The sequence below is a fragment of the Arthrobacter sp. TJ-254 genome, from assembly GCF_058269175.1.
Map to the genome: position 1 here is coordinate 186,090 of NZ_JBZCNF010000003.1, position 25,499 is coordinate 211,588.

Genomic DNA, 25,499 nt, shown 5'->3' on the forward strand with positions numbered 1-25,499 from the left:
TTCTGAGTTGGCTGGGAGGGGTGCTGCCGGGCTAGCGGATCGTTGAGCCCCACATATTGGTCAGGTAGCGGCGCATGAACGCGATGAAGATGATCGAAGGGATCACAAGTGCGAACCCACCGGCGAACCGGTACGCCAAGGGGGAGTCGGAGAGCGAGGTGAGCACCTGGGCCGGAAGGGTGCGGTGATCGAGCGTGAGGATCGACGCGCCAAGCACCTCGTTCCAGGACATGACGAAGGTGAAGATTGAGGCAGCTGCGAGACCCGGGAGTGCCATCGGCATGACGACCCTGAGGAATGCGCCGGCGGGCGTGCAGCCGAAGACGCGGGCCGCTTCTTCGACATCGATCGGGACGCTCAGGAAGACGCTCGCGGAGATGAGAATCGTCGTCGGCAGTGCCAGTGCCGTATGGAGCAGGATGACCGCGTAGGTCGTGTCGTACAGGTCAACGGTGAGGAAGAGCCGGGCCAGGGGGACCGAGAGGACCACGATGGGCAGCGCACGGGTGAACAGGAGGAACAGCTGGTATGGCTCCTTTGCGGGGAAGGCGAACCGGGCCAGGGCGTAGCCCGCCGGGACCCCGATCAGGGCCGAGATCAGCAGGGTTCCGATGCCGACGATCATTGAGTTGCCGAAGGCTCCGACGATTCCAGTGGAGCCGAGGAACGCGCCGAGCGTCTCGAAGGAGAGGTTTGTCGGCAGCAGGCTCAGCGGGAATTCATTGAGGGACTCGCGTGTGGAGAGGGCGGCGAGGGAGATCAGGTAGATCGGGATCAGCATGAACAGCGAAATCAGGACGCAGACTGCCTGCAGCAGTGCCCGGTTCCGCCGTTGACGCTTCAGCGGCGCTTCGTCGACCGCGGGCGGTGCTGGGATCGCGTCGAGCGTGCGTGTCGTCGTCATCGGGTGCCTTCCTGCCCTTTGTCGCGGAGAGCCCGCAGGTAAAAAATGGAGATCAGCATTGACGCTACGAGGATGACCAGTGCAAGCGCGGCAGCCACGTTGGGGTTCTGCAGGGCCGTGTACCAGCGGTAGGTCTCACCCACGACGAGCGGGAAGTTCTGCCCGGTGAGCGCCTGCGCGACGGCGAAGGTCTGGAACGCCAGGATGGTCCGCAGGATCAGTGCCACCTGGAGGCTCGGTTTGAGCAGCGGGAGGGTGACATGGCGCAGCCGCTGCCAGAACGTCGCCCCGAACACCTGGGCGGCTTCGTCGTAGTCCTTGGGGATTCCCTGAAGTCCTGAAACCACGATGACCAGCACCAGCGACGTCGACCGCCACACCTCGGCGATGAGGACGCAGAGGAACAGGGTGGTGGGGTTGTCGTAGGCGAGCCAGGGGATGGTGTCGATGCCGATGGAGGCGAGCACCGAGTTGAGGTACCCGCGGTCGTTGAAGATTGAGAGCCAGACGAGGCCGGCGGCGAGGTCGCTCAGTGCCAGGGGGATGGCCCAGACGAAGAAGTGGACCTTGTCGAGGCGTGGACTCGACCGGAGAAGCAGCGCCATGGTGATGGCGAAGGCAAACTGAAGTGGAATCATCACCACGATCAGCAAGAGCGTGTTGCGGACTGCGGGCCAGAAGTATGGGTCTTCGACCATCCGGTTCACGAACTCGAGGGTGAAGCCTTCGTCGCCGCGGAAGGCCTGGAGTACACCCTGGATGACCGGCCAGCCGAGGAGCAGCGCCATGAAGACGATCGAGGGGGCGATGAGCATGACCGCCGGCGGAATGCGGCGGGGACGGGCGGGCGTGTCCAGTTGGACCGGGGCCGGGGGTGAATCGACTGTCATTACGCTACCTCGCACTTTTCGCCGGATGAGACGGGGTCGGGAGCCCAGCACGGGACGTTCAGTTCCTGCAGGATGGTGTTGAGCTGTTTGGCCTGGTCATCCAGCGTTGACTGGACGGCCGAGCCGTTGAGGCAGATCTCCTGGAAGCAGTTCTTGAAGATCTGGGACACCTCGCCCTCCTTGGGGCCGAGGCCCACCGGGGGAAGGGCCAGGAGTGCGTCGGGGGACTGCTGCTGCAGCTTAACCGCTGCGGCTTCAAGGGCGATTGCACCGGCAAGGTCCGTAGGAAGTTCTGTCTGGACCACCGGGAAGAAGGCGTTGCTGCGCAGCGTCTCGATCTGGGTTGTGGGTTCGGCGAGCCCGCGGATTGCCTGCTCCGCCCGGTCCCGCTCCAGCCCGTTCTTGGGAAGGGCGACGCCGGCGACGATCAGCATGTAGCCGCGCCCCTTCGGCCCGCGGGGGGCTGGAACCATCAGCCACTCGTCGGGGTTGTTGGCCGGGGCGTCGATCAACCGGGCAACGTGGTCCCACGCGACAAGCACCTCGCCGCGCGCCAGAGGTTCCTGCATTGCGTCGAAGTTGGTTGAGGCAGGGACCGTGGCATCCCACAACTCCTTCATGTACTCCCACGCGGTCACGGCGTCTTCGTTGCGGAACGTTGTGATCTGGCCGCCGGTGAAGCTTGGGAGGAGAAACCCTTGATAGAAGCGGTGGTGGAGCCCCTTGGGGCCAGCGGGCATTCCAAAGACCGGGCTTCCTGCCCCCTTTTTGGCGGCCTGCGCCCACTTCAGGTAGCCCTCGTAGGTCAGGTCGTTGACGTCGACACCGCTGGGAAGCCACTCGAGGGCCTTCTTGTTGACGGCGACGACGTACGTTGCCTGCATCCAGGGGACGTATTTCGAGGTTGTGCCGCCGACCTTGGTCAGTTCGAGGATCTCCTTGTTGAAGCCGCTGCCGGAGAGGTCCCTCAGGAGCTGGTCGACGTCTTCAAGGGAGTCAGCCAGGGGGGCAAGTTCACCGTGAAGCCCACCCAGGAGGGCGGTTTTTACATTGCCTGCCTGGGTCTGCGTCTGGATTGTGGAGGTGAAGACACCGGGGTCGACCGAGTTATAGGCGACGGGGACGCTCAGGGTCTTCTTCAGGACCTCTTCGAAGCGCTGCTTTTCTTCAACCGGCGTGAACTGGGTCGAGAGGAAGCCGACGGTTCCCTTGCCGGCGACGGCACCGCTGGTGTCGAATCCGGCACAGGAGGAGAGGAAGGGGATCGAGAGTGCTGCACCAAGCCCTCCCAGTAGTGCACTGCGCCGTGAGACGGAGTGCTGCAGGAGTGGGGGAGGGGTGTTTTTCACTGATGGCTCCGATCAAAAGCGCTTCGTTGCATCTTCTGTCTAAGCATCAGACGAAAGCTTCAGTGTGTCAAGCGCCACACTCCGCCTGCCAGGGAGGGCGGCCGGCAGGGGCGGCGGGGCTGGCAGAGGCGGCGGGGCTGGAAGGACTGACGGAACGGGTGGGAGGAGCGACTATCTCCCCCAGCAGGTCAATGGAGAGATCCCAGAGCCGTTCTGGATTCCGTGACCCAGCAGGTGCGTACGCAGGAGAACCTTCACTCCAATTGGAGCTGTGCGGCTTTCGTGGAGTCACCGGCCGACCAGTACCCGTTGCGTCGAAGCTTCTGCCGCGGATCCAGATGGTGTGGAGGCAGGAACCATGGAATGCCGTGCCTCGACTGCACCGTCCAGGAACCTTCGTGGATCAGGTGGTGGTGGTGCGAGCACAGGAGCACTCCGTCGCTGAGCTTGGTTGTGCCGCCCTTCTCCCATGGAACGATGTGGTGGGCTTCGCACCAGGTGGCGGGAATGGTGCAGTCAGGAAAGGCGCACCCCTTGTCGCGGGCAACCAGTGCGCGCCGCAAGTGGGGTGGGAACAATCGTTGGCTTCGTCCGATATCGAGAATCTGGCCCTTGCCGCCGAGAACCAGAGGAAGGAGGTCGGCGTCGCAGGCAAGCCGGCGGATGCTTCGTGCAGAAATCTGCTCGGCAAACACGGCGTCACCGGCCTGCCCAAGCTCGCCCAACAGCGTCCTGTAGTCGATGGCGACCATGACCTGGGGGCGGTGGCCACCGGTCGCGGGAAGACCATCCCCTGCCAACGCGATCCTGCACGCGCCCACTAGTCCTTCGAGTAACTGCTGCGCTCGGGTCGAACCGTCGTCGAGTCCGGGTGCAGAGGTGGTGCTGCCGGCTTCTCTGCTGTCGCCGTCCTCGTCGTCTGTATGAGTGGCGCAATTTGTATGAGTGCCGTCAGTGGCGGAAATACTCTCGGCCTGGAGACTGCTCCATTGGGAGGCCACTGCCGCACCGGAGGAGTGCTCGGAGTCAACCTTGCGTATGGCAGCTCGTGATCGCGGGTTCGTTGTTGCGTTCATCACGGTGGCCAGGTGCTCAAACTGTTCGTCGGTCGCGCCGATTTCCAGGTAGTGAAGTCCGTTGCGCCGACCGCGAAGGAAAACCCCTTGCCGTGCGCGCAGCAACTTTTCGGATGGTTCCTGCCCATCCTGGTCGAGGGTGCTTTCCCACCGCCGAGCCACGACCCGCAGGATGTCCTCGTCGCTCTCCGTCGCCTGACGCGTCAAGTGGCGCTCCATTGCATCGAGTTCGCGGGATTCAGCAACGGGCCTGACTCTTTCCACCGCATCCCTGATGAGCGAAGCAGCCCTCCCACTGACCTGCCCGGCGCCAAAGGCTTCGCCAAGAACTTCAAGAGGCGCCGCTGTTGTTTGGCCGCCGAGCAGAAGCCGTGGCTGGGTGCTTTCCGCGAGTCTCAGTCGTCGATTCGCTTCGCTCCGGCTGATTCGAAGACGCGCGCGAAGGAAGTCGGCGGTATTGCGAAACTCGCGATGGGATCCGGTTCCCTCGAGTGATGAGGCGTGACCGGCCGGGGTGGCTGAGCTTGCTGATTCGGCCAAGGTTGCTGGTCTTACTGTGTCGGCCAGGGTCGCTGAGCTTTCTGGGTCGGCGAAGGTAACTGTGCTGACCGCGCTGACCGTGCTGGCCGTGCTGACCGAGCTGGTGGGGTGCACCATGCCGGCAACCCCGGCGATGAATGCGCTGCCAGTCGTCCCAATCGAGGGGGTGAACCACCCGGTCTGCTCGCCGGTTGACGCCATGCCCAAGCTCATTACAGCGTGGGCCCCAAGTACCTGCAGGTGTTCGATAATCTTCGACAAGGCCTCGATTCCGTCGACCGTCTCGGCAACCTCGTTCCCACCCAGCAGGAGGAACCGTGCGGCGAAATCGTTGGCAAACTCACGGAGCTCGGTTTGCACAGCTGAGAGAAACACCGGGGCGTCCCCCTGCTGTTCAATCGGTGCCGTAGCCATAACTCATTTTATCGAACACGAGTTCGAATAAGCGGCTAAATGGGGGCCTGTGGAGGACAAGTGGAGGATGGCAATCCACGGCCTCAGGCGTTCACCGATCGTCCGCGGATCGGCACCTGTCGCCCGCACGAACTAGTGGTGCGCACCCTGCCGCATGGCCATCCTTTATGTCAGGTTGGCGGTTCGCCAATGATGCGGCACTCCGCCCGCTTTGCCTGGTTGCCTGGTTGCCTGGTTCACCCCGTTGTCCGGTTGCAAACTTCGCCCGCTTGGCCCGCTTGCCGCGAGGGCATCACGGCGCCCGTGCACCCGCTTCCGGGGGAACGAGGCGGAAACGTGTTCTCCGGCCGGGTCGAGAGCCACCTCCCTTTAGTGGGCAGGGAGGGAGCCCGACGAAAATTCGCCATAAATACTCTTGACCAGCCCTTGGAGGAGGACTAGCTTTATATTATCAACCAACTAGTTGATCAACCGATAGGTGGATCATGGAGCAAGGATCTGAGGAACAGCTCGACTCAGCCTTCGCTGCCCTCGCCGACCCCGTCCGTCGGGCACTAATCGCCCGGCTTTCCCGCGGTCCCGCAACCGTCAACGAACTCGCCGAACCGTTCCCCATCACAAAGCAGGCTGTCTCGAAGCACATTCAGGTGCTCGAGCAGTCAGGATTGATCACCCGCACCAGGGAGGGGCAACGACGCCCCTGTCACCTCGATCCGGCTGCACTTGAGGCATTGACCGGTTGGATCGACGCCCATCGGCTCAACGTCGAGCGGCAGTTCCGCCGCCTCGACACAGTGCTCGACACACTGAAGGAGAAGGAATCATGAGCAACCCAACCAACATCACAGCAGTGCCGAACCAGCCGTTCATCGACATCGTCCGCGAGTACGACGCCCCGCGCGAGCTCGTCTACCGCGCGTACACTGACCCCGAGCTCGTAGTGAAGTGGCTTGGCCCGTCCCGGCTCACCATGGAACTGGGGGAGTACGACGTGCGCGACGGTGGGTCCTGGTCCTTCGTGCACCGAGATACTGATGGGACGGCGTACGCGTTCCGCGGAGTTTTCCACTCGGCGACGCCCCCTGAGCGGATCATCCAGACCTTCGAGTTCCTCGGTGCCCCCGGCTACGTCAGCATCGAGAGCGTGACCTTCGAGGAACTTGAGGGCGGTCGAACCCGCGCCGTCGCCCACGCCGTGTACCCGACGCTCGAGGCCCGCGATGCAATGATCGAGAACGGCATGGAGGGCGGCGTCGTTGAAGGCAACGAGCGCCTCGACGAGGTGCTTGCAGGGCTGCAGCAGCACGCCGACAGCCAGTGATGAGCCGCACCACCAACCCGAGCCGCACCGCCGAAGCGTAGGAGCCTGCTTCCCTCAGCTACCTCTGGGAAGCAGGCTCCTGCGCGGAGCGGTGCGGTACCAGGCGAGGGTCCGGCGGATTCCCTCCTCATAGGAGGTGATCTGTCCCGGCCCGATCCGGCTGAGGAACTTCGAGGCGTCAACGCTGTGGGGCTGATCAAACTGGTAGAGGGTTTCGGCGCCCGCACGGGCAACCGGCGAGACGACTCCCAGGGCCCTGCCCGCGCCCGCCCTTATCCGGCGCACGCGCAGGCGGTGTCCGGTCTCGGTGGATATGAGGTCGATGAACTCCTTCGCGGTCACCGGCGGAGGCGTCGGGACGTGCCAAGCCTCGCCCAGTGCCGCTTCGCGCTCGCCGAGGTCGGCCAAGGCAACGGCAAAATCACCAATGAAGGTCGGCGCGATCGGCTGATCGAAGGCCCCGGCCCATAAGCCCGTCCGCCCGGATGCCGCAGCGCCGAACAGGTTGTACCCCACCAGTGATTCCACCCTCGGGCCGTACAGCTCGGTCGCCCTGCCGATCACTGTTGCGACACTTCCCCGCGCATGTGCGGCAAGCACCCGCTCCGCGAGCCAGGCCCGCAGCACTCCCTTGTCGCTGACCGGGCGGTACGGCAGATCCTCCGTCATCGGGGCAGCCACCCGCCCATACATCCAGGTGTCGTCGACAAACACCATTCGCGCTCCGGCAGCTTCGGCCCCCGCTAGGACGCCGTCAACGGCTACAGGGAAGTCCTCACGCCAACGGTGCAGAGGAGGATTCACCGCGTTGTAGACGACGCCCGCACCGTGGCACACCTCGATCATCCCGGCCTCGTCCAGTGCATTGCCGGCTCGGACCTCGACGCCGTCGGGGACGTCGGCGGCACCCCCGCGGCTCACCGCCCTGACGCGCCTTCCCCGCCTCACGAGCTCCCGAACCAGCGCGCCGCCTGTGCCGCCCGTGGCGCCGATGACAACGTGTACCTTCTCCGCAGGATCCATGTCCGTCGCTCCCTCACCCTTGCCGGCTTGCCGCCTCTGTGCCGGGTACCGTTGTGGGCCCACCCTGCCGGGACCTGCTGCCGAGCCGTCCCCGGGTCGCCGCGATAACGACAAGGCCGACGACGGCGGACGCCAGAAGATGGATCGGTCCGAAGTTCTCGGTCGGGTAAAGCAGGGGAAGCATCCCATCGCCGGGCCACCCCCGCACGGCTGCCGCGTTCCCGGCTGCATGTAACAACCCCACGAGGAGCAGGCTTGAGGTGCGGTTGTAGAGCCAGCCCGTTGCCGCCCGGAAGGGGATGGCGAGCAGGGTGAGCACGAGGAGCAGTACGACCGTCGTCACCAAGGAACCGCCCGCAACGAGGGCGGCGTGCTGCAGGGCGAACAGGGGAGCTGTGAAGATTGCTGCGCGCAGTGCGCCGTGCCGTTGCTGCAGCCGTACCTGGACAAAACCCGTCCAAGCCACTTCCTCCCAGAGGTTACTGATGATCAGGCCGAGAAATGTCTGCAGCAGCAGTCCCTGAACCAGTGCCGCGGCAAGAACGGCTCCGGAGGCTTCAGGCGGACCGGCGAGGGCGAGCGAAAGTGCGAAAGCTCCAAGCGGAACGACGACGACGGCGAAGACGTACCACCAGGTGTTCAGCCGCCAGATAAGGATCCGGTTCAGGAGCGCTCTGACCCCTGCGCGCCCTTCGCAAAGCCGGGTGAGCACAAGCGCCGCCAGCAGGAGTCCGATGAGGTTGCTTGCCACGACGAAGAGAGGCCCTGAGAGCTCAACCCCCTGCGCGGCAGCAATACGGGGGAGGAAGGCAATAAGCTGCCCTGCGGTGAAAAACCACACCAGCAGCACGGCGATCGGATGGCGCTTGATCATCTCGGTCATACCGGCACTCCACTGATGGGGACGGGCCCCGCTCTGGGCAGGCTGCCTCTCCCAACCGCGACGCGTGCCTGCCTGCAACCGACGAACAGCACCAGATTACTTTCGCCGGTGTGGCGGGTGAATGACTTTCCGAAGGCGGCGTCGGTTCGATGGGGAGCCGATGGCCTTTCGAGACGGCCCGCAGGCCTCCGACAGGCCCCCGGGATCCCTCGAGGCTGCCCTTCCCCTATATCCCTACCTCGGGCCGCTGGCCCTCGACGCCTCCTCAGTCAGGCCTCCTCACCCAGCCCTCCTCACCGAGCCTCCTCACCCGGCCTCCTCACCTCGGCCTCCTCACCCGAGCCTCCTCACCCGAGCCTCCTCACCCGAGCCTCCTCACCCGAGCCTCCTCACCCAGGTCTCCTCACCTCGGCCTCCGCCTGCGGTCCCCGGCACCGCTCGGGCCCTCCGCATGCCGATGTTGACCGCATCTCCTCGGTTACCTTATAGTTACTGCAAGCAACTATATAGTCGGGCAATGACGGCCGCCACCACTCCACAACACTGGAAGCAAGACGCTGATGGCAAAAAACCTCACGACGACGACCCCCTCCGGCACTCACAACTCCATCGCCATGACCCACCGGCAGATCCTCCAGGCCCTTACCGGCCTGCTCGCCGCGCTGTTCACGGCGATCCTCAGCAGTACCATCGTGGCGAACGCGCTGCCCACGATCATGTCCGACCTCAATGGTTCCCAAACCGATTTCGCTTGGGTCATCACCGCAGCCCTGCTCGCCAACGCGGCAACCACACCGATCTGGGGCAAGCTGGCCGACCTGTTCGACAAGAAGCTGCTCGTTCAACTGAGTATTATCATCTTCGTCGCAGGCTCGGTGGTGGCCGGACTGGCGCACACCATTCCACTGCTGCTGGCCGCCCGGGTGGTCCAGGGTGTCGCAATGGGAGGCCTGACAGCCCTGGCCATGGCCGTTGTCGGGACGATCATTCCGCCCCGAGAACGTGGACGCTACTCCGGATACCTCGGTGGAGTCATGGCTGTCGCAACCGCCGGTGGACCGCTGCTCGGCGGCCTGATCGTCGACTCGGCCCTCGGCTGGCGCTGGACCTTCTTTGTCTGCGTTCCCCTCGCCGTCGTCGCCCTCGTGCTCCTGCAGGTCACGCTGAAACTTGAGCACACGCCCCGCCGCGTCAGCATCGACTGGCTCGGCTCCGTCCTGCTCACCGCGGGCGTCAGCCTCCTGCTCATCTGGGTGTCCTTCGCAGGCAAGGAGGGCTACTACGCGTGGTGGTCGTGGCACAGCGCGGCAATGGTCGGTGGAAGCCTGCTCCTGCTCCTGCTGCTGCTGACCGTCGAGCGGCGGGTTGCCGACCCGGTCATCCCGCTCGCCATCATTTCCGAGCGTACGACGGCGCTGGCCATCATCGCCTCGATCGCCGTCGGAATCGCGCTGTTCGCCTCCTCCACCTACCTCGGCCAGTACTACCAGGTGGCCCGCGGAGCCACTCCCACCGAGGCCGGCCTGCTCACCCTGCCCATGATCGCGGGCAACCTGATCGGCTCGGTTGGTGCGGGTCGGCTTGTCACCAAGTACGGAAAATGGAAGCGGTTCCTCATTGCTGGTGCCATCCTCCTGATCGCGGGGCTCGGGGGCGCCGGAACGATCAACCACCTCACCGAGCTGTGGCTCGTCGGCGTCTACACCTTTGTGTTCGGTCTCGGACTCGGCCTTATGCTGCAAAATCTCGTGCTCGCGGTCCAAAACACCGTTGCGCTGAAGGATGTCGGCACCGCCAGTGCCTCGGTTGCGTTTTTCCGGTCCCTCGGAGGCGCGGCCGGCGTCGCGGTACTTGGCGCAATCCTCGGTAACCAGGTGGGCGCACGCACGGCCGATGGGCTGCGGGCGGCCGGCATAACGCCAACCGGAACCGGGACACTCGATCCGCTCGACCTGCCCGGGCCCGCCGCGGAAATCGTCCGCGCGGCCTACGGTGACAGCACCGCGCTGATCTTCCTGGTTACCGCGGCAGTCGCCGTCGTCGCGCTTGTGTGCGTGCTTCTCATCCGCGAGCAGGCCCTGCGGCGGACAGTGGACATCGTTCCGCCCGATGCAGTGCCTTCCGGATCCCGGACGGTGAAAACCCCAACGACGTCCGGCCCTGAGGCCAGGCCCCTTCCGGGCACCTGAGGCAATTTTCAAGTACCCGTTTGGCCTGTCACTGCCTAGCCGGCGCCTGTAGGGTCGAGCCACGCCCGGTCCGCCCAAAGGGGCTCTTCCGGGCATGGCTCGGCACGTTCGCCGGACTCCGAGCGTGGAACAGGTATCCGCTGCACCGACGGCCGGCACGGCGCCGGCAGGAAAGAGACTGCTGAATGGGACTCATGACACGGATCTCCCAGCTTCCAGTGCCGGTTCGGCGGGCGAGGCCCAAGGCCGGCGACGCATCGTCGGCACGCGAGGGGGACCACCATGGGGTCGTGGTGATCGGCGGCGGAAACGCGGGCATCTCCCTTGCCGCACGGCTGCGCCGATACGGGGTCAAGGACGTGGCGATTGTCGAGCCGCGCGACCGCCACCTTTACCAGCCGCTTTTCTCGCACATCGGCGGCGGTACGGCCCAACCCGACGAGGCCGTGCGTTCCCAGGCCTCGACCACCCCGCGCGGGGTGCGGTGGATCCGGGACAGCGCGGTCGACGTTGACCATGATGCCAATACGATTCTCCTCGGCTCCGGCGTGCGGCTGGGATATGGGCAACTCGTCGTGTGCCCGGGCATCCAAAAGGACTGGGATTCGATTCCCGGGCTGGCTGAAGCCATGGCCTCACCGTACGGCGTCTCGAATTACGAGTTCGAGCTCGCGCCCAAGGCGTGGGAACTACTACGCAAGGTGCGGGCGGGAACCGTGGTGTTCACCCAGCCGCCGGGCCCGGCGACCTGTGCGGGAGCGGCCCAAAAACCGATGTACCTTGCCTGCGACTATTGGCGGGAGCAGGGTGTGCTCGAAGACATCCGCGTGGTGCTGGTGGTCCCCACTCCCACTGTCTTCGGCATGGAGATCGTCGACGAAGAACTCAACCGGAAGATCGCCGAATACGGGATCGAGGTGCGTTACGACAGCGAGCTCGCGGAAGTCGACCCCGAAGGACGCAGCGTCGTGATCCGCAACCTCCTCAGCGCCGAAACCGAGCGGATCTCGTACGACGTCCTTCATGCGGTGCCGCCGCAGTCGGCCCCGGATTGGCTCAAGCCGACAAGCCTGCCGGCCGTCGGGGACGCCAAGGGGTTCGTCGAGGTTGACCCGTTGACCCTCCGGCACGCCCGCTACGCCAATATCTGGTCCCTCGGCGATGCCGCTGCGACAAGAAACTCGAAATCCGGGGCCGCCTTGCGCCAACAAACCACGGTGCTGGCGAAGAACCTGAAGAAGACACTGAAGGGCAAAACCCCAAAGGCGAAATACAACAACTATTCGGCGTGCCCGTTTACCGTTTCCCGCTCCACCGTTGTTTTCTCGGAGTTCGACGACAAGTACAAGCCAATGCCCACCGTGCCCCGATGGGTGAATCTCGCGCGGGAGCGGCGCCTGACGTGGATTGCCGACCGCAGGGTGCTCCCTCAGGTGTACTGGTACCTGATCCTGAAGGGCAGGGCCTGAGCGCGATCACCGGGAGGTTCTCGGCGGTGTCGGACGCACGCTCTCACGACGGGCGCACCGGAAAACGACGGGCGCACCGGGAATATCGGGTGCGCCCGTCGTTTTCGAATGCGCAAGGCGCTTTCGGCTGCGGAAGCCGCGTCTGGAAGCTCCGGGACGGGGCTCAGCCGATCAGATCCCGGTATTCGGGGTTCTTGTCCAGGAAGTCCTGGACGAAGGAGCACTTCGCTTCAACTTTGAGCCCCTTAGCCCTCGCTTCGTCCAGCGCCCTTCTAACGAGGGTGCTGCCGACCCCGCGGCCCTCCAGCTCCTCGTCGACGACCGTGTGGGTGAACACGATGCGGTCGTCCTCAATCTCGTAGGCGGCGATTCCCACGGCCTCCTCACCGATCGAGGCAACGAATCGGAGCTTCTCCGGATCGTCCCGAACCGTCAGTTCCGCCTGATCTTCCGCATGTGCGCTGCCCATCGTTCCTCCTCGGCGTCTCCGCCAGTTTTTCACTCCAGCACCACCCGGTCAACGACGCCCCCGTTCCGGTGCGGGCCGGAGCCCGGCACCGGCTCAGCCTCGCCGGTTTCTCCTCCGGGGCGGGCGCCCACCGCCACCAGTTCAACCGGCGGTGGGCGCTTGCGCCTCGGGAAGACGCTTCAGCACCGCGGAAAGGCCGGCGTCGATCACCACGCGGGGGAGGTCTTCGGCGTTCTGCCGCTCGGCCGAAAGCCGGTCGCGCAGCCGCCCGAGGGTGCCGTTGCCTGCCGCTGCGCCGGCCACGACCGCAGCCCAGACTTCGCCCACGGTGCTGCACTGCCGGACGGCACCGGTGGGCCAGCGCAGCAGCCAGGTGTCCCCGGCAGCGGTAACGCCGGGGACACCCGGAAGCTGCCCGCACAGCGCAGAGATGGTGGAGGCGACGATGAACTGCTGGCGCTGGGTGCGCACCGGCCCCAGCAGTTCATCGGCCACGACTGTCCTGCCGCACGCTCCGCACATCCGAATTGCTCCTCTCAGGGCATGACGTCGCCGGAATTAGGCCCGAGCGTCTGGCCGACAAAGAGGTTCCCGCCCGGGTCGCTCGCGAGCAGGAGGGCTGTGGGTGCGACCTCCGCCGGTGTGCCGAAGCGCCCCAGCGGGAGCTCCTTCCGCTTGGCGGCCTTCCACTCCTCGGAGATGCCGTCGACGAGCGGAGTCTCGATCGGCCCCGGCGCTATGCAGTTGACCAGGACGTTGTCGCCGGACACCTCAAGGGCCAGCGACTTCGTCATGCCGATGACGCCTGCCTTCGCCGCACTGTAGTGGCTTAGGCCGGTTCCGCCCTTGATCCCGAGCTGTGAGGAGATGTTGATGATGCGGCCCCACCGTTGTTCGCGCATTTCGCCGAGCACCTCCCTGCAGCAGAGGAAGACGCCCGTGAGATCCACTGTGATTGTCTCGTTCCACTGCTTGAGGCTCATCTCCTGCAGCGGTGACTCGGTCAGCAGGCCGGCGCTGTTCACCAGGATGTCGACCCTGCCCAGGTCCTTTCGGGCCTGGGCGAATGCGTCGGAGACACTGTGCTCTTCGGCGACGTCCACCGGGATGGAGCCGGGTGCCGGCCTGCGGTCAAGCACCGCCACCCGGGCTCCACCTGAGCGGAAGGCATCGGCGATGGCGGCTCCGATGCCGCTGCCGCCACCTGTCACAACGACCCCGCGTCCCTCGAAGGAATCCATCAGGCCCTCATCTTGACGGTCAGGCCGCCGTCAACGATGAGCGCCTGCCCGGTGATGTACACGGAAGCGTCCGAGGTGAGGAAGCCGATGACACTGGCAACCTCCTCCGGGCGGCCCACCCGGCCCCACGGGATGTCCTTGCCGGCCCGCTCGAGCCCCTCTGGGCCCAGCGAGTTGACCGGATCGAGCGACTGCGGAGTCTCGATAAGCCCCGGAATCACCGCATTGGCGCGGATCCGCCGGGGTCCAAGTTCGACGGCGACGCTCCGCACCAACCCCAGCACCCCCGCCTTCGCGGCCGCATAGTGGGCGTGTTCCTCCCACCCGTACACGCCCCCGGCAATTGAAGACACCGCTACCAGTGCGCCGCCGTCGTTCATCTGCTGCGAGCCGGCCCGCAGGGTGCGCAGCACCCCGGTGAGGTCGACATTGAGCATGTCGTCCCACTTCTCGTCCGACAGCTCGTGCAACGGTGCGTTGCGCAGGATTCCCGCGTTGGCAATGGCGTAGTCGAGCCTGCCGTACTCGGTGATGGCGCGCTCAGCGAAGGCATCGACCGACTCGGTGGAGCGGACGTCCACCTCGTGGATGATCCCCATTCCGCCCGCGTGCTTCACCTGGTCGAGGGTCTGCTCGGGATCGTGGGGATCCCCGGGGAAGGTGCCGATGATCGACACGACCCCGCGCTGCGCGTAATTGACCGCCAGGGCGCGGCCGATGCCGCTTGCAGCACCCGTGATGATCGCTACCTCAGGCTGGGATGTCATGGGGTGACTCCTCCCGCATAACCGCGTCGACGTGCTTGGCACCCATCATCATGAAGCCCGAGAGCAGCGTGCCCAAGGCGCCGACCCAGAGGGCCGCGGGACCGGTTCCGGCGGCGGCGGCGATGATCGTGAACAGCGCACCGCCAATGATTGTGCCGGGCTGGCTCATCGCACCGATGAAGGCGAGGCCGGTGGCACGGCAGCTGACGGGGTAGCACTCGGCCATGTAGTACTGGATGGCCGCGTAGGGGCCGACCAGGAAGAACAGACCAGTGCCGTAGGTCAGAATGATCAGGAACGGGCTTGCCACCAGGGGGCTCAGCATGACAGCGAACGAAAGCCCGGAGATGATCCAGCCGCCGATGATGGTGCGCTTCCGCCCGATCTTGTCGCCGATCCAGCCATGGAACACGTAGCCGAAGTAGGCGAGCAGGTTGATGACGATCAGCAGCCAGAAAGCCGTCGACAGCTCGACGCCCTTCGCGTTTGCGAGAACCGAGGTGCCCAGAACGCTGAAAATCGCAATGCCGAAGAAGTTGAGGATCCAGGCGAGCGAGAAGACGATTGTGTTCCGCCGCAGCTCGGGCTCCCAGATGCGCTTCAGGGGAGCGGTGGAGGAGTGTTCGACGCCGAAGCTGCGGGCCAGGGCGTGCGCCTCCTCGGTCTTGCCCGTCTTCTCGAGCTCGGTCAGCCGGTGGTGGAGCTCAAACTGGGGGGTTTCCTTGAGCTTTTTCGAGATGACGAACACGATGATGAACGCCGGGATGGTGGCCATCAGGTACAGCGCGCGCCAGCCGAAGATGGGCAGGAAGACAAGGGCCAGGGCGCTCGCAAGGAGGAAGCCCAGCGGCCAGCCGCCCTGGATGAACGAGTAGTGGAAGCCGGGGCGCTTATGCTTCTTCTCATCTTCGGTGACCTGGTAGACCTCGTTCATGTACGTGGCGTTCACCGCCTGCTCCGAGAAGCCGAGGCCGCCGAAGGAGCGCACGAACACGAGCAGGCCGTTGCTGATGAAACCAAGCCCTGTGGGGACCAGAGCGGTGAGGCCCGAGACGACGGCAGTACCGCCGACGGTGACCATCATGCCCTTGCGCCGTCCGAGCCGGTCGATCACCGGGCCGATGCCGAAGCAGACGATCGCCGTACCGACTGCGATCCAGGTGTTGATGGCGTACGCCTCGGGCGCAGTCCAGCCGAACTCCTCCTGCATGGCGGGCAGGAGGGTGCCGAACAGGCCGTAGTCGAAGACCGCGACGGTCCAGGCGAGCAGGGCGAGGATCGTGGCCGTCGTCGTGTTTTTCTTGGTGAATGAAGGGAAACGGCGCTTTTCGTCTCCCGTTGGCGTCGAAAGGTCGACGCCTGCCTCTTGAGTGGACATTACTTGGTTTCCTTTCGGGGGCTCCGTGCGAGGAACGAATCGGCGATCTGGTCGAAGGTGTGCCAGCTGACACCCTCGTGGGAGTTGATGTGCTGGATGAGGCGGTCAAGCATGAGGAGGACCTGGGGCCTGCCCGAGACGTCGGGGTGGATCGTCATGGTGAAGACGGCCTGGTCCATTTCGGCGTAGACCCAGTCGAACTGGTCGCGCCACATCTCCTCGAGGTGGCGGGGGCTCACGAACCCGTGGGAGTTCGGGGCCGCCTTAATGAACATCATTGGCGGGAGGTCGTCGAGGTACCAGTTGGCCGGAATCTCGACGAGGTCAGTCTCCTGTCCGCGGACAAGGGGTTTCATCCACGTCTCGGCGGGCTGGGAGTAGTCGATTTTGTCCCAGGTGTCCCCGACGCGCACATAGTAGGGCGAGAAGTCGTTGTGCATGAGCGAGTGGTCGTATTTGATGCCGCGCTCGAGGAGGATTTCGTTTGTGACAGGCGAGAACTCCCACCACGGCGCCACATAGCCGGTGGGCCGCTGTCCCGAAACCTTTTCGATGAGCTCGATCGAGCGGTCGAGGATGGCGGTCTCCTGCTCCCGGGTCATGGCGATGGGGTTTTCGTGGGAGTACCCGTGAACCCCGATTTCGTGCCCCGCCTCGACGACCATGTCGGCCAGTTCCGGGAAGGTTTCGAGGGAGTGGCCGGGGATGAACCACGTCGAGGGTAGGTTGTACTTCTCGAACAACCGCAGGATGCGCGGCCCTCCGACCTCGCCGCTGAACAGTCCGCGGGAGATGTCGCAGGGGGAGTCCTCCCCGCCGTAGGATCCGAGCATTCCTGCGACGGCGTCGACGTCCACTCCGAACGCAACTTGTATTTCCTTTTTCATGATTCAACCTTTCGTGGGGGTGAATGACGGAGCATGGGGAACTGGGTGCTGGAGGAGGCTGCCGCGCTGGGAGAACTGCTCGGCGATCTCGGGCGGCGACATGCCCAGGGTGAGGAGCAGCTGCAGGAGGATCCGGGCCTGGGAGGGTTTGAGCAGGCCCGCCGGGATCGCCCCAGCCGCCCCAAGGTCCTTCCCGCCGCCGGCCCCGTACACCTGCACGATCGGTCCGGCATGCACGCGGGTGCTCGTGACGACGACGGTGCCCGCCGTCACCGCTTCTGCCACGGCCGAGCAGATTGCCGGGTTCGCGTTGCCGTTGCCGGTTCCCTGAAGCACGATTCCGGCAGCACCGGCCGCCAGCGCTGCCCGCAGCAGGACGTCGTCGGCGTCCGGGTAGGAGGCGACGACGTCGACCCTGCGCGGCTGGGCGCCGGCCGGCGGCAGCGGCAGGGGTTCGAACGGCGGGGTGGCGGCGCGGAGGGCGACGTCGCCGGATTCGGTGACGGTTCCCGCCGCGCCGATGTCGGGGTTTGCGAAGGCCTGCGAGCTGGTTGTCTGGGCTTTCCGCACCCCGGCTGCGGGAAAGATGCTTCCCGCAAAGCTGACGAGCACCCCTTGTCCTGCGGCAGCGGGGGAGGCCGCGACGGCAAGGGCCCTGCGCAGGTTGCTTGGCCCGTCGGGGCGTTCGGCATCCGCGGCGTGCTGTGCTCCGGTGAAGACAACAGCCCGCGGGTCGGCGTGGAGGAGGTGGGCGAGGTAGGCCGTCTCCTCCGTGGTGTCGGTGCCATGCGTGACCACAACCCCGAGCACGCGGGGGTTGCGCAGCGCCTCCTGGATTGAGGCGCAGATACGGAGCATGTCGAGGAACGTCAGCAGGTAGGAACCCTTGGTCATGACGTCGACTACGCGCACCGGGGCGCTCCGGGCCCCCGCGGTCGAAAGGAGTAGTTCTCCTGAATCTTCGGCGAGGGCAGCTCCGCCCGCCTCGGCGGACCGGCGCGACGCGATTGTTCCGCCGGTGGCAAGCAGAACCACGTGCGGCTCGTCATCTTTACTCATTTTCACCTCGGCTTGCTACGCGTCTCGGCTGTTGCACAATCGTTTGGGTAGGGGGTGTTACTAAGAACATTTCCTGGCTTGGAGGGGTTGGCTTACCTCGGAAGCGGTGGGACTGCACGGCTTGGGGTAACGCGGTGGTGCGGTGCCGAATGGAGGGACGAGCTGTGGCCCGGCGACCGTTCCGGAACGGCACGACGCAAACCCAAACCGTTTATACCCAATCGTTTGGGTTGCGCTTGGAAAAAGACTAGGATGTGAGCTGGGTCTCGTCAACAAAATGCTTTGAGAGTTTTCATGCTTGAAACAATGGAGTTCAGCAAGGGGAGAAGTCGCTGATGCACGCTGAAGGAACAGGCCGCCGCCCGGTCACGCTCAAGGACCTGGCCGCCGAGCTGGGCATCCATCCCTCGACCGTTTCCCGGGTGCTTCACTCCTCGTCGGACGTCGCGCGGGGGGCGGCGTCGTCGGCCACGGCGGAGCGGGTGCGCAAGCTCGCCCGTGACCTCGGGTATTCCCCGGATCCGCAGGCGACAAGCCTGCGCACCCGCAGGACGAAGGCCCTTGGTGTGATCGTGCCGCGGCTGTCGGACCTCGTCCTTGCCACAATGTACGAAGGCGTCGAGGAGGCGGCCGCCGAGGGCGACTATTCAACATTCGTGATGAACTCCCACGACCGGGTTGACGAGCAGCGGCGCAAGGCCGAGATCATGCTGGCGCGCAGGGTTGACGGCCTGATCCTCGGTGACGTCCACGCTGACAGCGATTTCATCCACGAGCTTCGCGCCCGCCACATCCCCTTCGTCCTCATGAACCGCAGGCACCCGGACTTCCCCTCATCGACCTGCGACGACGTGATGGGCGGCGAACTTGTGGCCGAGCATCTGTGGAACAGCGGTCACCGGAGGGTGGCCGTGATTGCCGGAGAGCCCTATGCAAGCACCGCCGTCGACCGCACCTTCGGCTTCAGCAGCCGGTGGCTCGAACTCGGTGGAACCCTCCCCGAGACGGATGTGGTGTGGTCCAGGTTCGACACCGCGGGCGGCAGGGAAGCCGCCGAGTCGATCCTGCGGCACGCGGAAACGCCGCCAACGGCCGTTTTCGCTGTCAACGACTTCGCAGCGATCGGCGCCATGGGTGCCTTCCGGTCCCACGGACTGGTGGTGGGGCGCGACATCGCAGTCGTCGGCTTCAACGACACCTCCCTGGCCGAGCAGCTTCCCATTCCTCTTTCCTCGGTGCGCTCGCCGATGCTTGAAATCGGCCGCCGGGCCGTGGAGATGCTGCGCCGGGTGATCAGCGGGGAAGAGGTTGAATCGGTCCGCCTGAAACCGGAACTGTGCATCCGTGAGAGCAGCGCCGCCGTACCCCAACCGGCCGCGCAGCGCGCCTTCGCGGGCTGAGATGCTGTCCCGGATGGGGTAGCCCGGCCCGGTTCAGGCTTCCGATTCGCCCCAGAGCCGCGAGCGTGCCTGCTTGCCCTCGGCCCGTGCGGCGAGCGCTTCATCGAGGTTCACTGCACGGAAGGCGGTCTTGGTGCCTGGCGCGCTGCGGGCCAGCAGGTCCATGTCGGCGCTGATCACGGTCGCGACCATGGCGTAACCGCCGCCGGAGACCGCGTCGCGGTGCAGCACGATCGGTTCCTTGCCGCCAGGGATCTGGATCGATCCGACCGCGTAGCCGGCGTCGACGATGTTCGAGGGATCCGAGCCCGCGCCAAAGGGTTGGTTGCGCGGCTTCCACTGGATGTCGGGGCCTGAATAGCGCAGCCCCGTGCGGTCGGCCACCGGGGTGAGGGTCCAGGTTGCCGTGAGAAGAGTCTCGAGACCCTCCTCGGTCAACCGGTGGTCGTAGAGCCCGGGCAGTACGCGGACCGTGACCTCCTTCCCGAAGGTGGGCCGCAGCGATTCATCGATCGTCGTCAGGGGCGGACGCCGCCCGTTGCCAACGGTGCCGACCGGCAGGGAATCACCGGCCTTCAGCGCCCTTCCCTCGAAGCCGCCGACCGCACCCAGAATGTAGGTTGACCTGCTTCCCAGGACCACCGGGACATCGAACCCGCCCTGGATGGCCACGTAGTAGCGGGTGCCGCCGCGCAGCATCCCGAAGGACACCTCGTCGCCGGGGGCGAGCTCGAGCCGCGAGAACTGCTCGCGCAGCTCCCCGTTCACCAACACATCAACCGGAGCGCCGGCGACGGCGACGACGGCTTCGACGTCGGTTGTGAACTTAGGTCCGAGGTAGGTGCACTCAAGCACCGCCTCGGCGGCGGAGTTGCCAACGAGCGCGTTGGCCATTTCCGCTGACAGCTGGTCCATCGCGCCGCCCTGGGGAATGCCGACGTTGTAGTAGCCGAGCCGCCCGCGGTCCTGGACCGTCGTCGCCAGGCCGGGTTCCGCGATCCTAATGGCCATGAAGGTGCTCCAGAAGCTCGTTGTTGTACGCGGTTGGGTCTTCGAGGGCCCGTTGGAGGTCGAAGACGACGGGGACCTGGCGGTACCGGTAGAGGCCGGCATCCACTTGGCCCTGGATGTCCCGGTATTCCTCCTGGTTGACCGGACGGAACTTCACGATGTCCCCCGGCCTGAAGAAGATCATGAAGTCCGCAAAGTCGGGAAGATGCTGCCCCGGGTCGAAGATCGGGGCGGCGGCGAGGCCGAACATCTGGTAGCCACCGGCCCCGCGGACCGAGTAGATGCAGGCGAAGCAGCCGCCGTGCCCCACCGTCAGCGCCGGGGTGTCGGTGCGCGGGCTGAGGTACTTGGGCACTTCGAGCTGCTGCTCCTGCGGGACGATCTGGAACATGAAGGGAAGGCCCGCCACGAACCCGACCATCGAGACGAGCCAGGGGGATTCGTGGTGGCGGCGGATGAACTCGGCGGGGGAGGCAAGGCCGTTCTCCTCGGCGGCGAAGTCGAGGTCGGTTCCCTCCGGACGCTGGTGGCCCTTCCGGAACCGGTCGCCGGTTTCGCGGGTGTACGGGTCGTCGTACCAGACCGGAACCTCGATGATCCGGGTGTCGAGGGTCTGGTGGGCCATGTGCGCCACTTCGTCCTCAACCTCCCGCACCACTGCCTCGAGCCGGGTGGGGTGGACCACGTCGGGGTTGAAACGGATGAGCAGGGAGGCGTTCGCCGGGCAGATGTCGGTCACGCCGACGAGGTTCCGCGAGGTGAGCAGGGTGGCCATTGCGTTTGCCTTGAAGTTCGCGGCAAGGCTCATCGCCTCGGCGATCTCCACGAAGAGGAACTCGTCTCCTCCCCACGTGTACCGGGCGTCGGTGCGCTGGACTGTTGTTTCGGTCATGGGCTCACTCCCAGGAGGTCGGGCGTCGTTTCGATGAATTTCGTCGAGTGCTCAACGTCCCGCACCTCGCGGCGCCCGAGCACCGCCTTCAGTAGTGGAAGCGTTGTCTTCACACCCTCGATCCGGAGTTCGTCGAGGGCACGCAGGGAGCGGGTGATTGTCTCGTCGCGCCGCGAATCCCAGACAATGAGCTTGGCCAGCAGGGAGTCGTAGAACGGGGCAACAGTCGATCCCGAGACCACTCCCGCGTCGACGCGGATGCCCGGACCTCCCGGCCAGTCGAGCCGACTGAGGGTTCCGGGGCTCGGCATGAAGTTGTTCTGGGGGTCTTCGGCGTTGATCCGGAACTCGAAGGCGTGGCCGGTGAACCGGACGTCGTCCTGGGTGAGGCGCAGGGTGCCGTCCCGGGCCACGAGGATCTGTTCGCGCACGAGGTCGAGCCCGGTAATCATCTCGGTGACCGGGTGCTCGACCTGGAGCCGGGTGTTCATTTCGATGAACGCCGCCTCGTGCGACACGGGGTCGTAGAGGAACTCGACCGTGCCAAGGCCCCGGTAGTGGCACTGCCTTCCCAGTTCGATCGAGGAGGCAAGCATTTTTGTCCGCACCGCCTCGGGGATTCCCGGCGCGGGCGCTTCCTCCACGACCTTTTGCTGCCGCCGCTGCAGGGAGCAGTCGCGGTCTCCGAGGTGGATGACGCGCTCGCCGTCCCCAAGGATCTGGACCTCGACATGCCGGGCGGCGGTGACGAACTGCTCGAGGTAGACCGACGAATCACCGAAGGCCGCCTGTGCTTCTGCCCGGGCCATGTCGACGGTTGAAAGGAGTTCCGCTTCCGCCGTGACGAGCCGGATGCCCCGCCCGCCCCCGCCGGCAGCGGCCTTGACCACGAGGGGATACCCGACCTCGGCGGCAATGGCCAGCACGTCGTCGGCAGGAACGAGGACGCCCTCGCTGCCGCGGAAGGTCGGCACGCCCGCGTCCTTGGCGGCCTGCCGGGCGCGGGACTTGTCGCCCATGAGTTCGATGGCGCCGGGTGACGGACCAATCCAGGTCATTCCGCTCTCGCCCACCGCACGGGCGAACGCGGCGTTCTCCGAGAGGAAGCCGTAGCCGGGATGAACGGCGTCGCACTGGGTTGCCTTGGCCGCCGCGAGGACGGCCTCGGTGCTGAGGTAGCTCTTGGTTGCGGCAGCGGGGCCGATGACTTCCACCTCGTCGGCAAGCTCCGCGGCGTACGACTTCGCATCGGGTTCGCTCGCCGCGAGCACTGTGCGCAGCCCGAGCTCCCGTGCGGTGCGGATAATCCGGACGGCGATTTCGCCCCGGTTGGCGACGAGCAGCTTCTTCATTGTCATTGTTCTGCCACAACCGCTATGACGTCGCCGGGATTCACCGTGCCGGCGTCGTCGACCGCGAACCGCTCAAGGGTGCCGCCGACCTCGCTGCGGACCTCGGTGAACTGCTTCATGATCTCGACCATCCCAACCGTCTGACCCGCTTCGATGCGGTCCCCCTCGTTGGCATAGGGCTCTTTGTCGGGGGCCGGCTTCCGGTAAAAGATTCCGGGGAGCGGGGAAATGATGTCAGCCATTCGATGAGTCCTTCCAACGGTGGGGCGGTTCAGGTGTCCTTGGATGCTGGGGCGGCGGTTTCGGGAGAGAGCACGCCGCGTACGGCGGCAGCGACCTCGGGGGCGTTGGGTGCGTCGGAGTGGACGCAGACGCTGTCGAACTCGATCCGCAGCAGGGTTCCGTCGGAGGCTTCAACGAGCCCGTCCTCGAGGACCCGGCGCACGCGGGCGGCGGCCTTCGCCGGGTCGGTGGGTTCGGGCCGCCGCTGGATGAGCAGCTGGCCTTCCGGCCCGTAATTGAGGTCAACATAGAGTTCGCCGACGAAGGGGACGCCGAGGCTTTCGCACACAATCTGGTGCTGCGAACCGGCGATGCCGAAGAACGGGACGCCGTAGAGTGCCGCTACCTTTCCGGCGGCCTGCATCAGGTGATGGTCCCGGGAGAGCATGCCATAGAGCGAGCCATGGGGTTTGATGTGGTTCAGCTCGGCGCCCTCCTTGCGCAGGAAGGCCGTGAGTGCCCCGACCTGGTAGAGCATCAGGTGTTCCACCTCGTTGGGGGTCAGCTTCATTTCCCGCCTGCCGAACCCGACCAGGTCCGGAAGCCCCGGATGCGCACCGATGCCGAGGCCCCGCCCGGCGGCGGCCGACACTGTCTCGGCCATCGCGTCCGGATCCCCTGAGTGGAACCCGCAGGCGAGGTTGATGACGTCGACGGTGTCCATCAGGGCAAGGTCGTTGCCGAAGGAGTGGATGCCGAGGGATTCGCCCATGTCGGAATTGATTGTGGGCGTCACTGCCTGAGTGGCGCCATCTGGTGCATCAGTCATGCGACACACGATAAACCCGCATTCCGCGCCGTGACAGGGGGTTGGAATCTTTGAAAATTTGGTGCGGATGTGCTGTTTTCAGCACCTTGTCATCGGAGGGTCCCTTCGCAATCCCTTGATTGCTCCGCGACCAAGGCGGCGCCCCCGGCAAGGAGGCCGTTCGGGCGCATCAATGGACATGGGGGTGCAAGGTGGGCCGGTAGATGAGTTCCTGGGTGCGACCGTCGAGGGTCCGATGCTCCACGAGGTCCAGGTCAAAGTCAGCCGCACCCTGAAAGACCGGGTTCAGGCCGGTCTGGCCGGTGATAACCGGGAAGAGTGTCACCTGGACGCGGTCCACCAGACCGGCGGCCATCAGCGCGCGGTTCATCGAAAGGCTGCCATGTGAGCGCAATGGCACATCCGAGTGCTCCTTGAGCCGGGCGACGACGTCGACGGCGTCCCCGTTCACCACCGTGGCATCCGGCCAGTCGAGGGGGTCCTGCAACGTCGTCGACACAACCGTTGCAGGCGTGTTCCACATCCGGGTGACCCATGGATCCCGCACCTCGGACTCCTCGGTGCTCGAGGCGAGCATCTGCACGAATTCGCGGAATGTGGTGGCGCCGAAAACCATCCGCTGCTCCTGTTCGTACAACGCGAGGCGGCGGTCGAGCAGTTCGGGGCCCTGCTTGCCCCAGTAGCCCGTCCAATCACCTCCGGCCGCGGCGTAGCCGTCGAGGCTTGAGAAGACGTCGAACGTGTAGGTGGCGGTCATGGTGCTTCCTTCCCGTTGTCGATACGCCCCTGCTGGGTGGGTATGCCGGCAGTAAAAGTCCCGGTCGGTGACCGTTTTCAGGTCAGCCAGCGCCACCATCGTGGCGGTTCGGGCACCGGCTCCGTCTCCGGCGCCGGTTCCTCGCCCAGGGCCCACGCTGCCTCAACGATGTCCTCCGTGGTAAGCGTCATCACGTCGTCACGGTCGAGCGCGTCAAGACTCCGGTCCTCGTCGAGGGAGAGCCTCAGCGCCTGCCGGTTGAGCGCCTGTTCGAACAATGTGCGGGCGAAGCGCGCGTTGCCGGAGTCCTCGCCGGCGTGGACACCGGCGAGGATGCGGCGCAGCATCTCGTCCGCGCCGGGCTCAAGCATGTACTCGTGCTGGGCCAGCATTTGGTTGAAGATCGTCTGGAGCGCGTCGACCGAGTAGTCGGGGAAGGTGATTTCGCGTGCGAACCGGGAGCGCAGGCCGGGGTTCGAGAGCAGGAACGACTCCATCAGCCGCGGATACCCGGCCACGATCACCACGAGGCGGTGGCGATGGTCCTCCATCCGCTTGAGCAGGACCTCGATCGACTCGGGGCCGAAATCCATCCGGCCATCCTCCGGGGAAAGAGAGTAGGCCTCGTCGATGAACAGAACGCCGTCAAGCGCCCGACGGATCACCCGGTCCGTCTTGATGGCAGTCTCGCCGACGTACTGCCCGACCAGGCCCGACCTGTCAACCTCGACTAGATGGCCCTTTTGCAGCAGGCCCACCGCGCGGTACATCTCGGCGAGGAGCCGCGCCACCGTGGTCTTGCCGGTGCCCGGATTTCCGAGGAACACCAGGTGCTGTGATGTGGCCACCTCCGGCAGTCCGTGCGCCTTGCGGCGGGCCTGGACCTGAAGCAGGGCGACGAGCGCCCTCACCTGTTCCTTCACTGTCTCCAGCCCGACCAGCGCGTCGAGCTCGGCCTGCACCTCGGAGAGCGGTCGGGCCGGCCCTGGCCGCGCACCGAAGCGCTCACCTGCCAGGTCATCCACCCGCTCTGAACCCGGCAGCCTGAGCTGCTCGGCCAGATGGCCGAGCGTTTCGCGCAGTTCGTCGAGCGGATTGCGGCTGGCAGCCATGCGTTCCTCCTGTGACGGTTAGTGGACCGCGGATGAGAGATTCACGGTCGTTGGATCGGTGTGCT

The 25,499-nt window shown here is 65.5% G+C and carries 25 protein-coding genes and 1 pseudogene; 6 read left to right on the forward strand and 20 right to left on the reverse strand.

From position 1 onward, the window contains the following. Nucleotides 1–31: 31 nt before the first annotated feature. The 4 genes from AC4D14_RS09600 to AC4D14_RS09615 all read right to left on the reverse strand — a co-directional run bounded on the left by AC4D14_RS09600 (nt 32) and on the right by AC4D14_RS09615 (nt 4,972). On the reverse strand, nt 32–904 hold the full coding sequence (locus AC4D14_RS09600; RefSeq protein ID WP_490901800.1) for a carbohydrate ABC transporter permease: 873 nt from the start codon (nt 902–904) through the stop codon (nt 32–34). Beyond that, a complete protein-coding gene (locus tag AC4D14_RS09605) occupies nt 901–1,794 on the reverse strand; it encodes a carbohydrate ABC transporter permease (RefSeq protein WP_490901802.1) in 894 nt (297 codons plus the stop codon). Before AC4D14_RS09605 ends, AC4D14_RS09600 begins: the two co-directional genes overlap by 4 nt. Further along, complete coding sequence (locus AC4D14_RS09610) at nt 1,794–3,143, reverse strand: ABC transporter substrate-binding protein (RefSeq protein ID WP_490901804.1); 1,350 nt, start codon at nt 3,141–3,143, stop codon at nt 1,794–1,796. The genes AC4D14_RS09605 and AC4D14_RS09610 overlap by 1 nt, the downstream gene beginning before the upstream one ends. A 254-nt stretch (nt 3,144–3,397) precedes the next feature. Then, nucleotides 3,398–4,972: an HNH endonuclease signature motif containing protein gene (locus AC4D14_RS09615; protein ID WP_490902380.1), complete on the reverse strand. Its 1,575-nt coding sequence runs from the start codon at nt 4,970–4,972 to the stop codon at nt 3,398–3,400. 6 nt (nt 4,973–4,978) lie between these two features. Here AC4D14_RS09615 and AC4D14_RS09620 point away from each other — a divergent pair, with 6 nt between their 5' ends. The 3 genes from AC4D14_RS09620 (at nt 4,979) to AC4D14_RS09630 (ending at nt 6,494) form a co-directional block, all read left to right on the forward strand. After that, nucleotides 4,979–5,125 (forward strand): hypothetical protein, encoded by a 147-nt coding sequence (locus tag AC4D14_RS09620; protein WP_490902407.1) that lies wholly within the window; start codon nt 4,979–4,981, stop codon nt 5,123–5,125. Between the two features lie 533 nt (nt 5,126–5,658). After that, entirely contained in the window at nt 5,659–6,000 is a 342-nt protein-coding gene (locus AC4D14_RS09625; protein ID WP_490901806.1) for an ArsR/SmtB family transcription factor, read from the forward strand. Continuing rightward, the gene (locus tag AC4D14_RS09630) at nt 5,997–6,494 is read left to right on the forward strand and encodes an SRPBCC family protein (RefSeq protein WP_490901807.1); all 498 of its coding nucleotides are present in this window, start codon (nt 5,997–5,999) and stop codon (nt 6,492–6,494) included. The genes AC4D14_RS09625 and AC4D14_RS09630 overlap by 4 nt, the downstream gene beginning before the upstream one ends. Before the next feature lie 54 nt (nt 6,495–6,548). Here the strand turns inward: AC4D14_RS09630 and AC4D14_RS09635 are convergent, their stop codons facing one another. Together AC4D14_RS09635 and AC4D14_RS09640 are read right to left on the reverse strand one after the other, a co-directional pair. Then, nucleotides 6,549–7,517 (reverse strand): NAD-dependent epimerase/dehydratase family protein, encoded by a 969-nt coding sequence (locus tag AC4D14_RS09635; RefSeq protein ID WP_490901809.1) that lies wholly within the window; start codon nt 7,515–7,517, stop codon nt 6,549–6,551. 13 nt (nt 7,518–7,530) lie between these two features. Continuing rightward, complete coding sequence (locus AC4D14_RS09640; protein ID WP_490901811.1) at nt 7,531–8,400, reverse strand: CPBP family intramembrane glutamic endopeptidase; 870 nt, start codon at nt 8,398–8,400, stop codon at nt 7,531–7,533. Nucleotides 8,401–9,014: 614 nt separating this feature from the next. On the opposite strand from AC4D14_RS09640, the pseudogene AC4D14_RS09645 reads away from it, so the two are divergent. Together AC4D14_RS09645 and AC4D14_RS09650 are read left to right on the forward strand one after the other, a co-directional pair. Beyond that, nucleotides 9,015–10,505, forward strand: a pseudogene (locus AC4D14_RS09645) (MFS transporter); the annotation flags it as partial. Nucleotides 10,506–10,783: 278 nt separating this feature from the next. Then, the gene (locus tag AC4D14_RS09650; RefSeq protein WP_490902382.1) at nt 10,784–12,058 is read left to right on the forward strand and encodes an NAD(P)/FAD-dependent oxidoreductase; all 1,275 of its coding nucleotides are present in this window, start codon (nt 10,784–10,786) and stop codon (nt 12,056–12,058) included. A 163-nt stretch (nt 12,059–12,221) separates the two neighbouring features. Here AC4D14_RS09650 and AC4D14_RS09655 read toward each other — a convergent pair whose 3' ends face one another. The 7 genes from AC4D14_RS09655 to AC4D14_RS09685 all read right to left on the reverse strand — a co-directional run bounded on the left by AC4D14_RS09655 (nt 12,222) and on the right by AC4D14_RS09685 (nt 17,859). Continuing rightward, on the reverse strand, nt 12,222–12,527 hold the full coding sequence (locus AC4D14_RS09655; RefSeq protein ID WP_490901813.1) for a GNAT family N-acetyltransferase: 306 nt from the start codon (nt 12,525–12,527) through the stop codon (nt 12,222–12,224). A gap of 141 nt (nt 12,528–12,668) precedes the next feature. Further along, nucleotides 12,669–13,022, reverse strand: a complete 354-nt coding sequence (locus AC4D14_RS09660; RefSeq protein WP_490901814.1) for a hypothetical protein — start codon at nt 13,020–13,022, stop codon at nt 12,669–12,671. Nucleotides 13,023–13,063: 41 nt separating this feature from the next. Continuing rightward, nucleotides 13,064–13,768, reverse strand: a complete 705-nt coding sequence (locus AC4D14_RS09665; protein ID WP_490901815.1) for an SDR family NAD(P)-dependent oxidoreductase — start codon at nt 13,766–13,768, stop codon at nt 13,064–13,066. Beyond that, entirely contained in the window at nt 13,768–14,535 is a 768-nt protein-coding gene (locus AC4D14_RS09670; RefSeq protein WP_490901816.1) for an SDR family NAD(P)-dependent oxidoreductase, read from the reverse strand. The genes AC4D14_RS09665 and AC4D14_RS09670 overlap by 1 nt, the downstream gene beginning before the upstream one ends. Next, nucleotides 14,519–15,913, reverse strand: a complete 1,395-nt coding sequence (locus AC4D14_RS09675) for an MFS transporter (protein ID WP_490901817.1) — start codon at nt 15,911–15,913, stop codon at nt 14,519–14,521. The genes AC4D14_RS09670 and AC4D14_RS09675 overlap by 17 nt, the downstream gene beginning before the upstream one ends. Further along, the gene (locus AC4D14_RS09680; RefSeq protein ID WP_490901818.1) at nt 15,913–16,800 is read right to left on the reverse strand and encodes a polysaccharide deacetylase family protein; all 888 of its coding nucleotides are present in this window, start codon (nt 16,798–16,800) and stop codon (nt 15,913–15,915) included. The genes AC4D14_RS09675 and AC4D14_RS09680 overlap by 1 nt, the downstream gene beginning before the upstream one ends. A 3-nt stretch (nt 16,801–16,803) precedes the next feature. Continuing rightward, the gene (locus tag AC4D14_RS09685; protein ID WP_490901819.1) at nt 16,804–17,859 is read right to left on the reverse strand and encodes an asparaginase; all 1,056 of its coding nucleotides are present in this window, start codon (nt 17,857–17,859) and stop codon (nt 16,804–16,806) included. Between the two features lie 335 nt (nt 17,860–18,194). Here AC4D14_RS09685 and AC4D14_RS09690 point away from each other — a divergent pair, with 335 nt between their 5' ends. Then, nucleotides 18,195–19,259, forward strand: a complete 1,065-nt coding sequence (locus tag AC4D14_RS09690; protein WP_490901820.1) for a LacI family DNA-binding transcriptional regulator — start codon at nt 18,195–18,197, stop codon at nt 19,257–19,259. Nucleotides 19,260–19,292: 33 nt separating this feature from the next. Here the strand turns inward: AC4D14_RS09690 and AC4D14_RS09695 are convergent, their stop codons facing one another. The 7 genes from AC4D14_RS09695 to AC4D14_RS09725 all read right to left on the reverse strand — a co-directional run bounded on the left by AC4D14_RS09695 (nt 19,293) and on the right by AC4D14_RS09725 (nt 25,434). Then, nucleotides 19,293–20,270, reverse strand: coding sequence for a 5-oxoprolinase subunit C family protein (locus AC4D14_RS09695; protein WP_490901822.1), 978 nt, complete (start codon nt 20,268–20,270; stop codon nt 19,293–19,295). After that, nucleotides 20,260–21,162, reverse strand: coding sequence for a 5-oxoprolinase subunit B family protein (locus AC4D14_RS09700; RefSeq protein WP_490901824.1), 903 nt, complete (start codon nt 21,160–21,162; stop codon nt 20,260–20,262). Before AC4D14_RS09700 ends, AC4D14_RS09695 begins: the two co-directional genes overlap by 11 nt. After that, complete coding sequence (locus AC4D14_RS09705) at nt 21,159–22,520, reverse strand: acetyl-CoA carboxylase biotin carboxylase subunit (RefSeq protein ID WP_490901826.1); 1,362 nt, start codon at nt 22,518–22,520, stop codon at nt 21,159–21,161. Before AC4D14_RS09705 ends, AC4D14_RS09700 begins: the two co-directional genes overlap by 4 nt. After that, complete coding sequence (locus tag AC4D14_RS09710; protein WP_490901827.1) at nt 22,517–22,756, reverse strand: acetyl-CoA carboxylase; 240 nt, start codon at nt 22,754–22,756, stop codon at nt 22,517–22,519. The genes AC4D14_RS09705 and AC4D14_RS09710 overlap by 4 nt, the downstream gene beginning before the upstream one ends. 29 nt (nt 22,757–22,785) lie before the next feature. Further along, complete coding sequence (gene pxpA, locus AC4D14_RS09715) at nt 22,786–23,565, reverse strand: 5-oxoprolinase subunit PxpA (RefSeq protein WP_490901828.1); 780 nt, start codon at nt 23,563–23,565, stop codon at nt 22,786–22,788. 169 nt (nt 23,566–23,734) lie between these two features. Beyond that, complete coding sequence (locus tag AC4D14_RS09720; protein WP_490901829.1) at nt 23,735–24,322, reverse strand: dihydrofolate reductase family protein; 588 nt, start codon at nt 24,320–24,322, stop codon at nt 23,735–23,737. Between the two features lie 77 nt (nt 24,323–24,399). Continuing rightward, a complete protein-coding gene (locus AC4D14_RS09725) occupies nt 24,400–25,434 on the reverse strand; it encodes an AAA family ATPase (protein ID WP_490901830.1) in 1,035 nt (344 codons plus the stop codon). Nucleotides 25,435–25,499 lie beyond the last annotated feature (65 nt).

Bases quoted from the DNA above. Each gene is read 5' to 3' on its own strand.
- AC4D14_RS09680 (WP_490901818.1), bottom strand. From the start codon at position 16,800: ATGAAAAAGGAAATACAAGTTGCGTTCGGAGTGGACGTCGACGCCGTC.
- AC4D14_RS09725 (WP_490901830.1), bottom strand. From the start codon at position 25,434: ATGGCTGCCAGCCGCAATCCGCTCGACGAACTGCGCGAAACGCTCGGC.
- AC4D14_RS09635 (WP_490901809.1), bottom strand. From the start codon at position 7,517: ATGGATCCTGCGGAGAAGGTACACGTTGTCATCGGCGCCACGGGCGGC.
- pxpA (WP_490901828.1), bottom strand. From the start codon at position 23,565: ATGACTGATGCACCAGATGGCGCCACTCAGGCAGTGACGCCCACAATC.
- AC4D14_RS09720 (WP_490901829.1), bottom strand. From the start codon at position 24,322: ATGACCGCCACCTACACGTTCGACGTCTTCTCAAGCCTCGACGGCTAC.
- AC4D14_RS09690 (WP_490901820.1), top strand. From the start codon at position 18,195: ATGCACGCTGAAGGAACAGGCCGCCGCCCGGTCACGCTCAAGGACCTG.
- AC4D14_RS09665 (WP_490901815.1), bottom strand. From the start codon at position 13,768: ATGGATTCCTTCGAGGGACGCGGGGTCGTTGTGACAGGTGGCGGCAGC.
- AC4D14_RS09615 (WP_490902380.1), bottom strand. From the start codon at position 4,972: ATGAGCTTGGGCATGGCGTCAACCGGCGAGCAGACCGGGTGGTTCACC.
- AC4D14_RS09670 (WP_490901816.1), bottom strand. From the start codon at position 14,535: ATGACATCCCAGCCTGAGGTAGCGATCATCACGGGTGCTGCAAGCGGC.
- AC4D14_RS09655 (WP_490901813.1), bottom strand. From the start codon at position 12,527: ATGGGCAGCGCACATGCGGAAGATCAGGCGGAACTGACGGTTCGGGAC.
- AC4D14_RS09710 (WP_490901827.1), bottom strand. From the start codon at position 22,756: ATGGCTGACATCATTTCCCCGCTCCCCGGAATCTTTTACCGGAAGCCG.
- AC4D14_RS09695 (WP_490901822.1), bottom strand. From the start codon at position 20,270: ATGGCCATTAGGATCGCGGAACCCGGCCTGGCGACGACGGTCCAGGAC.
- AC4D14_RS09675 (WP_490901817.1), bottom strand. From the start codon at position 15,913: ATGTCCACTCAAGAGGCAGGCGTCGACCTTTCGACGCCAACGGGAGAC.
- AC4D14_RS09650 (WP_490902382.1), top strand. From the start codon at position 10,784: ATGACACGGATCTCCCAGCTTCCAGTGCCGGTTCGGCGGGCGAGGCCC.
- AC4D14_RS09600 (WP_490901800.1), bottom strand. From the start codon at position 904: ATGACGACGACACGCACGCTCGACGCGATCCCAGCACCGCCCGCGGTC.
- AC4D14_RS09685 (WP_490901819.1), bottom strand. From the start codon at position 17,859: ATGAGTAAAGATGACGAGCCGCACGTGGTTCTGCTTGCCACCGGCGGA.
- AC4D14_RS09705 (WP_490901826.1), bottom strand. From the start codon at position 22,520: ATGACAATGAAGAAGCTGCTCGTCGCCAACCGGGGCGAAATCGCCGTC.
- AC4D14_RS09625 (WP_490901806.1), top strand. From the start codon at position 5,659: ATGGAGCAAGGATCTGAGGAACAGCTCGACTCAGCCTTCGCTGCCCTC.
- AC4D14_RS09630 (WP_490901807.1), top strand. From the start codon at position 5,997: ATGAGCAACCCAACCAACATCACAGCAGTGCCGAACCAGCCGTTCATC.
- AC4D14_RS09700 (WP_490901824.1), bottom strand. From the start codon at position 21,162: ATGACCGAAACAACAGTCCAGCGCACCGACGCCCGGTACACGTGGGGA.
- AC4D14_RS09605 (WP_490901802.1), bottom strand. From the start codon at position 1,794: ATGACAGTCGATTCACCCCCGGCCCCGGTCCAACTGGACACGCCCGCC.
- AC4D14_RS09640 (WP_490901811.1), bottom strand. From the start codon at position 8,400: ATGACCGAGATGATCAAGCGCCATCCGATCGCCGTGCTGCTGGTGTGG.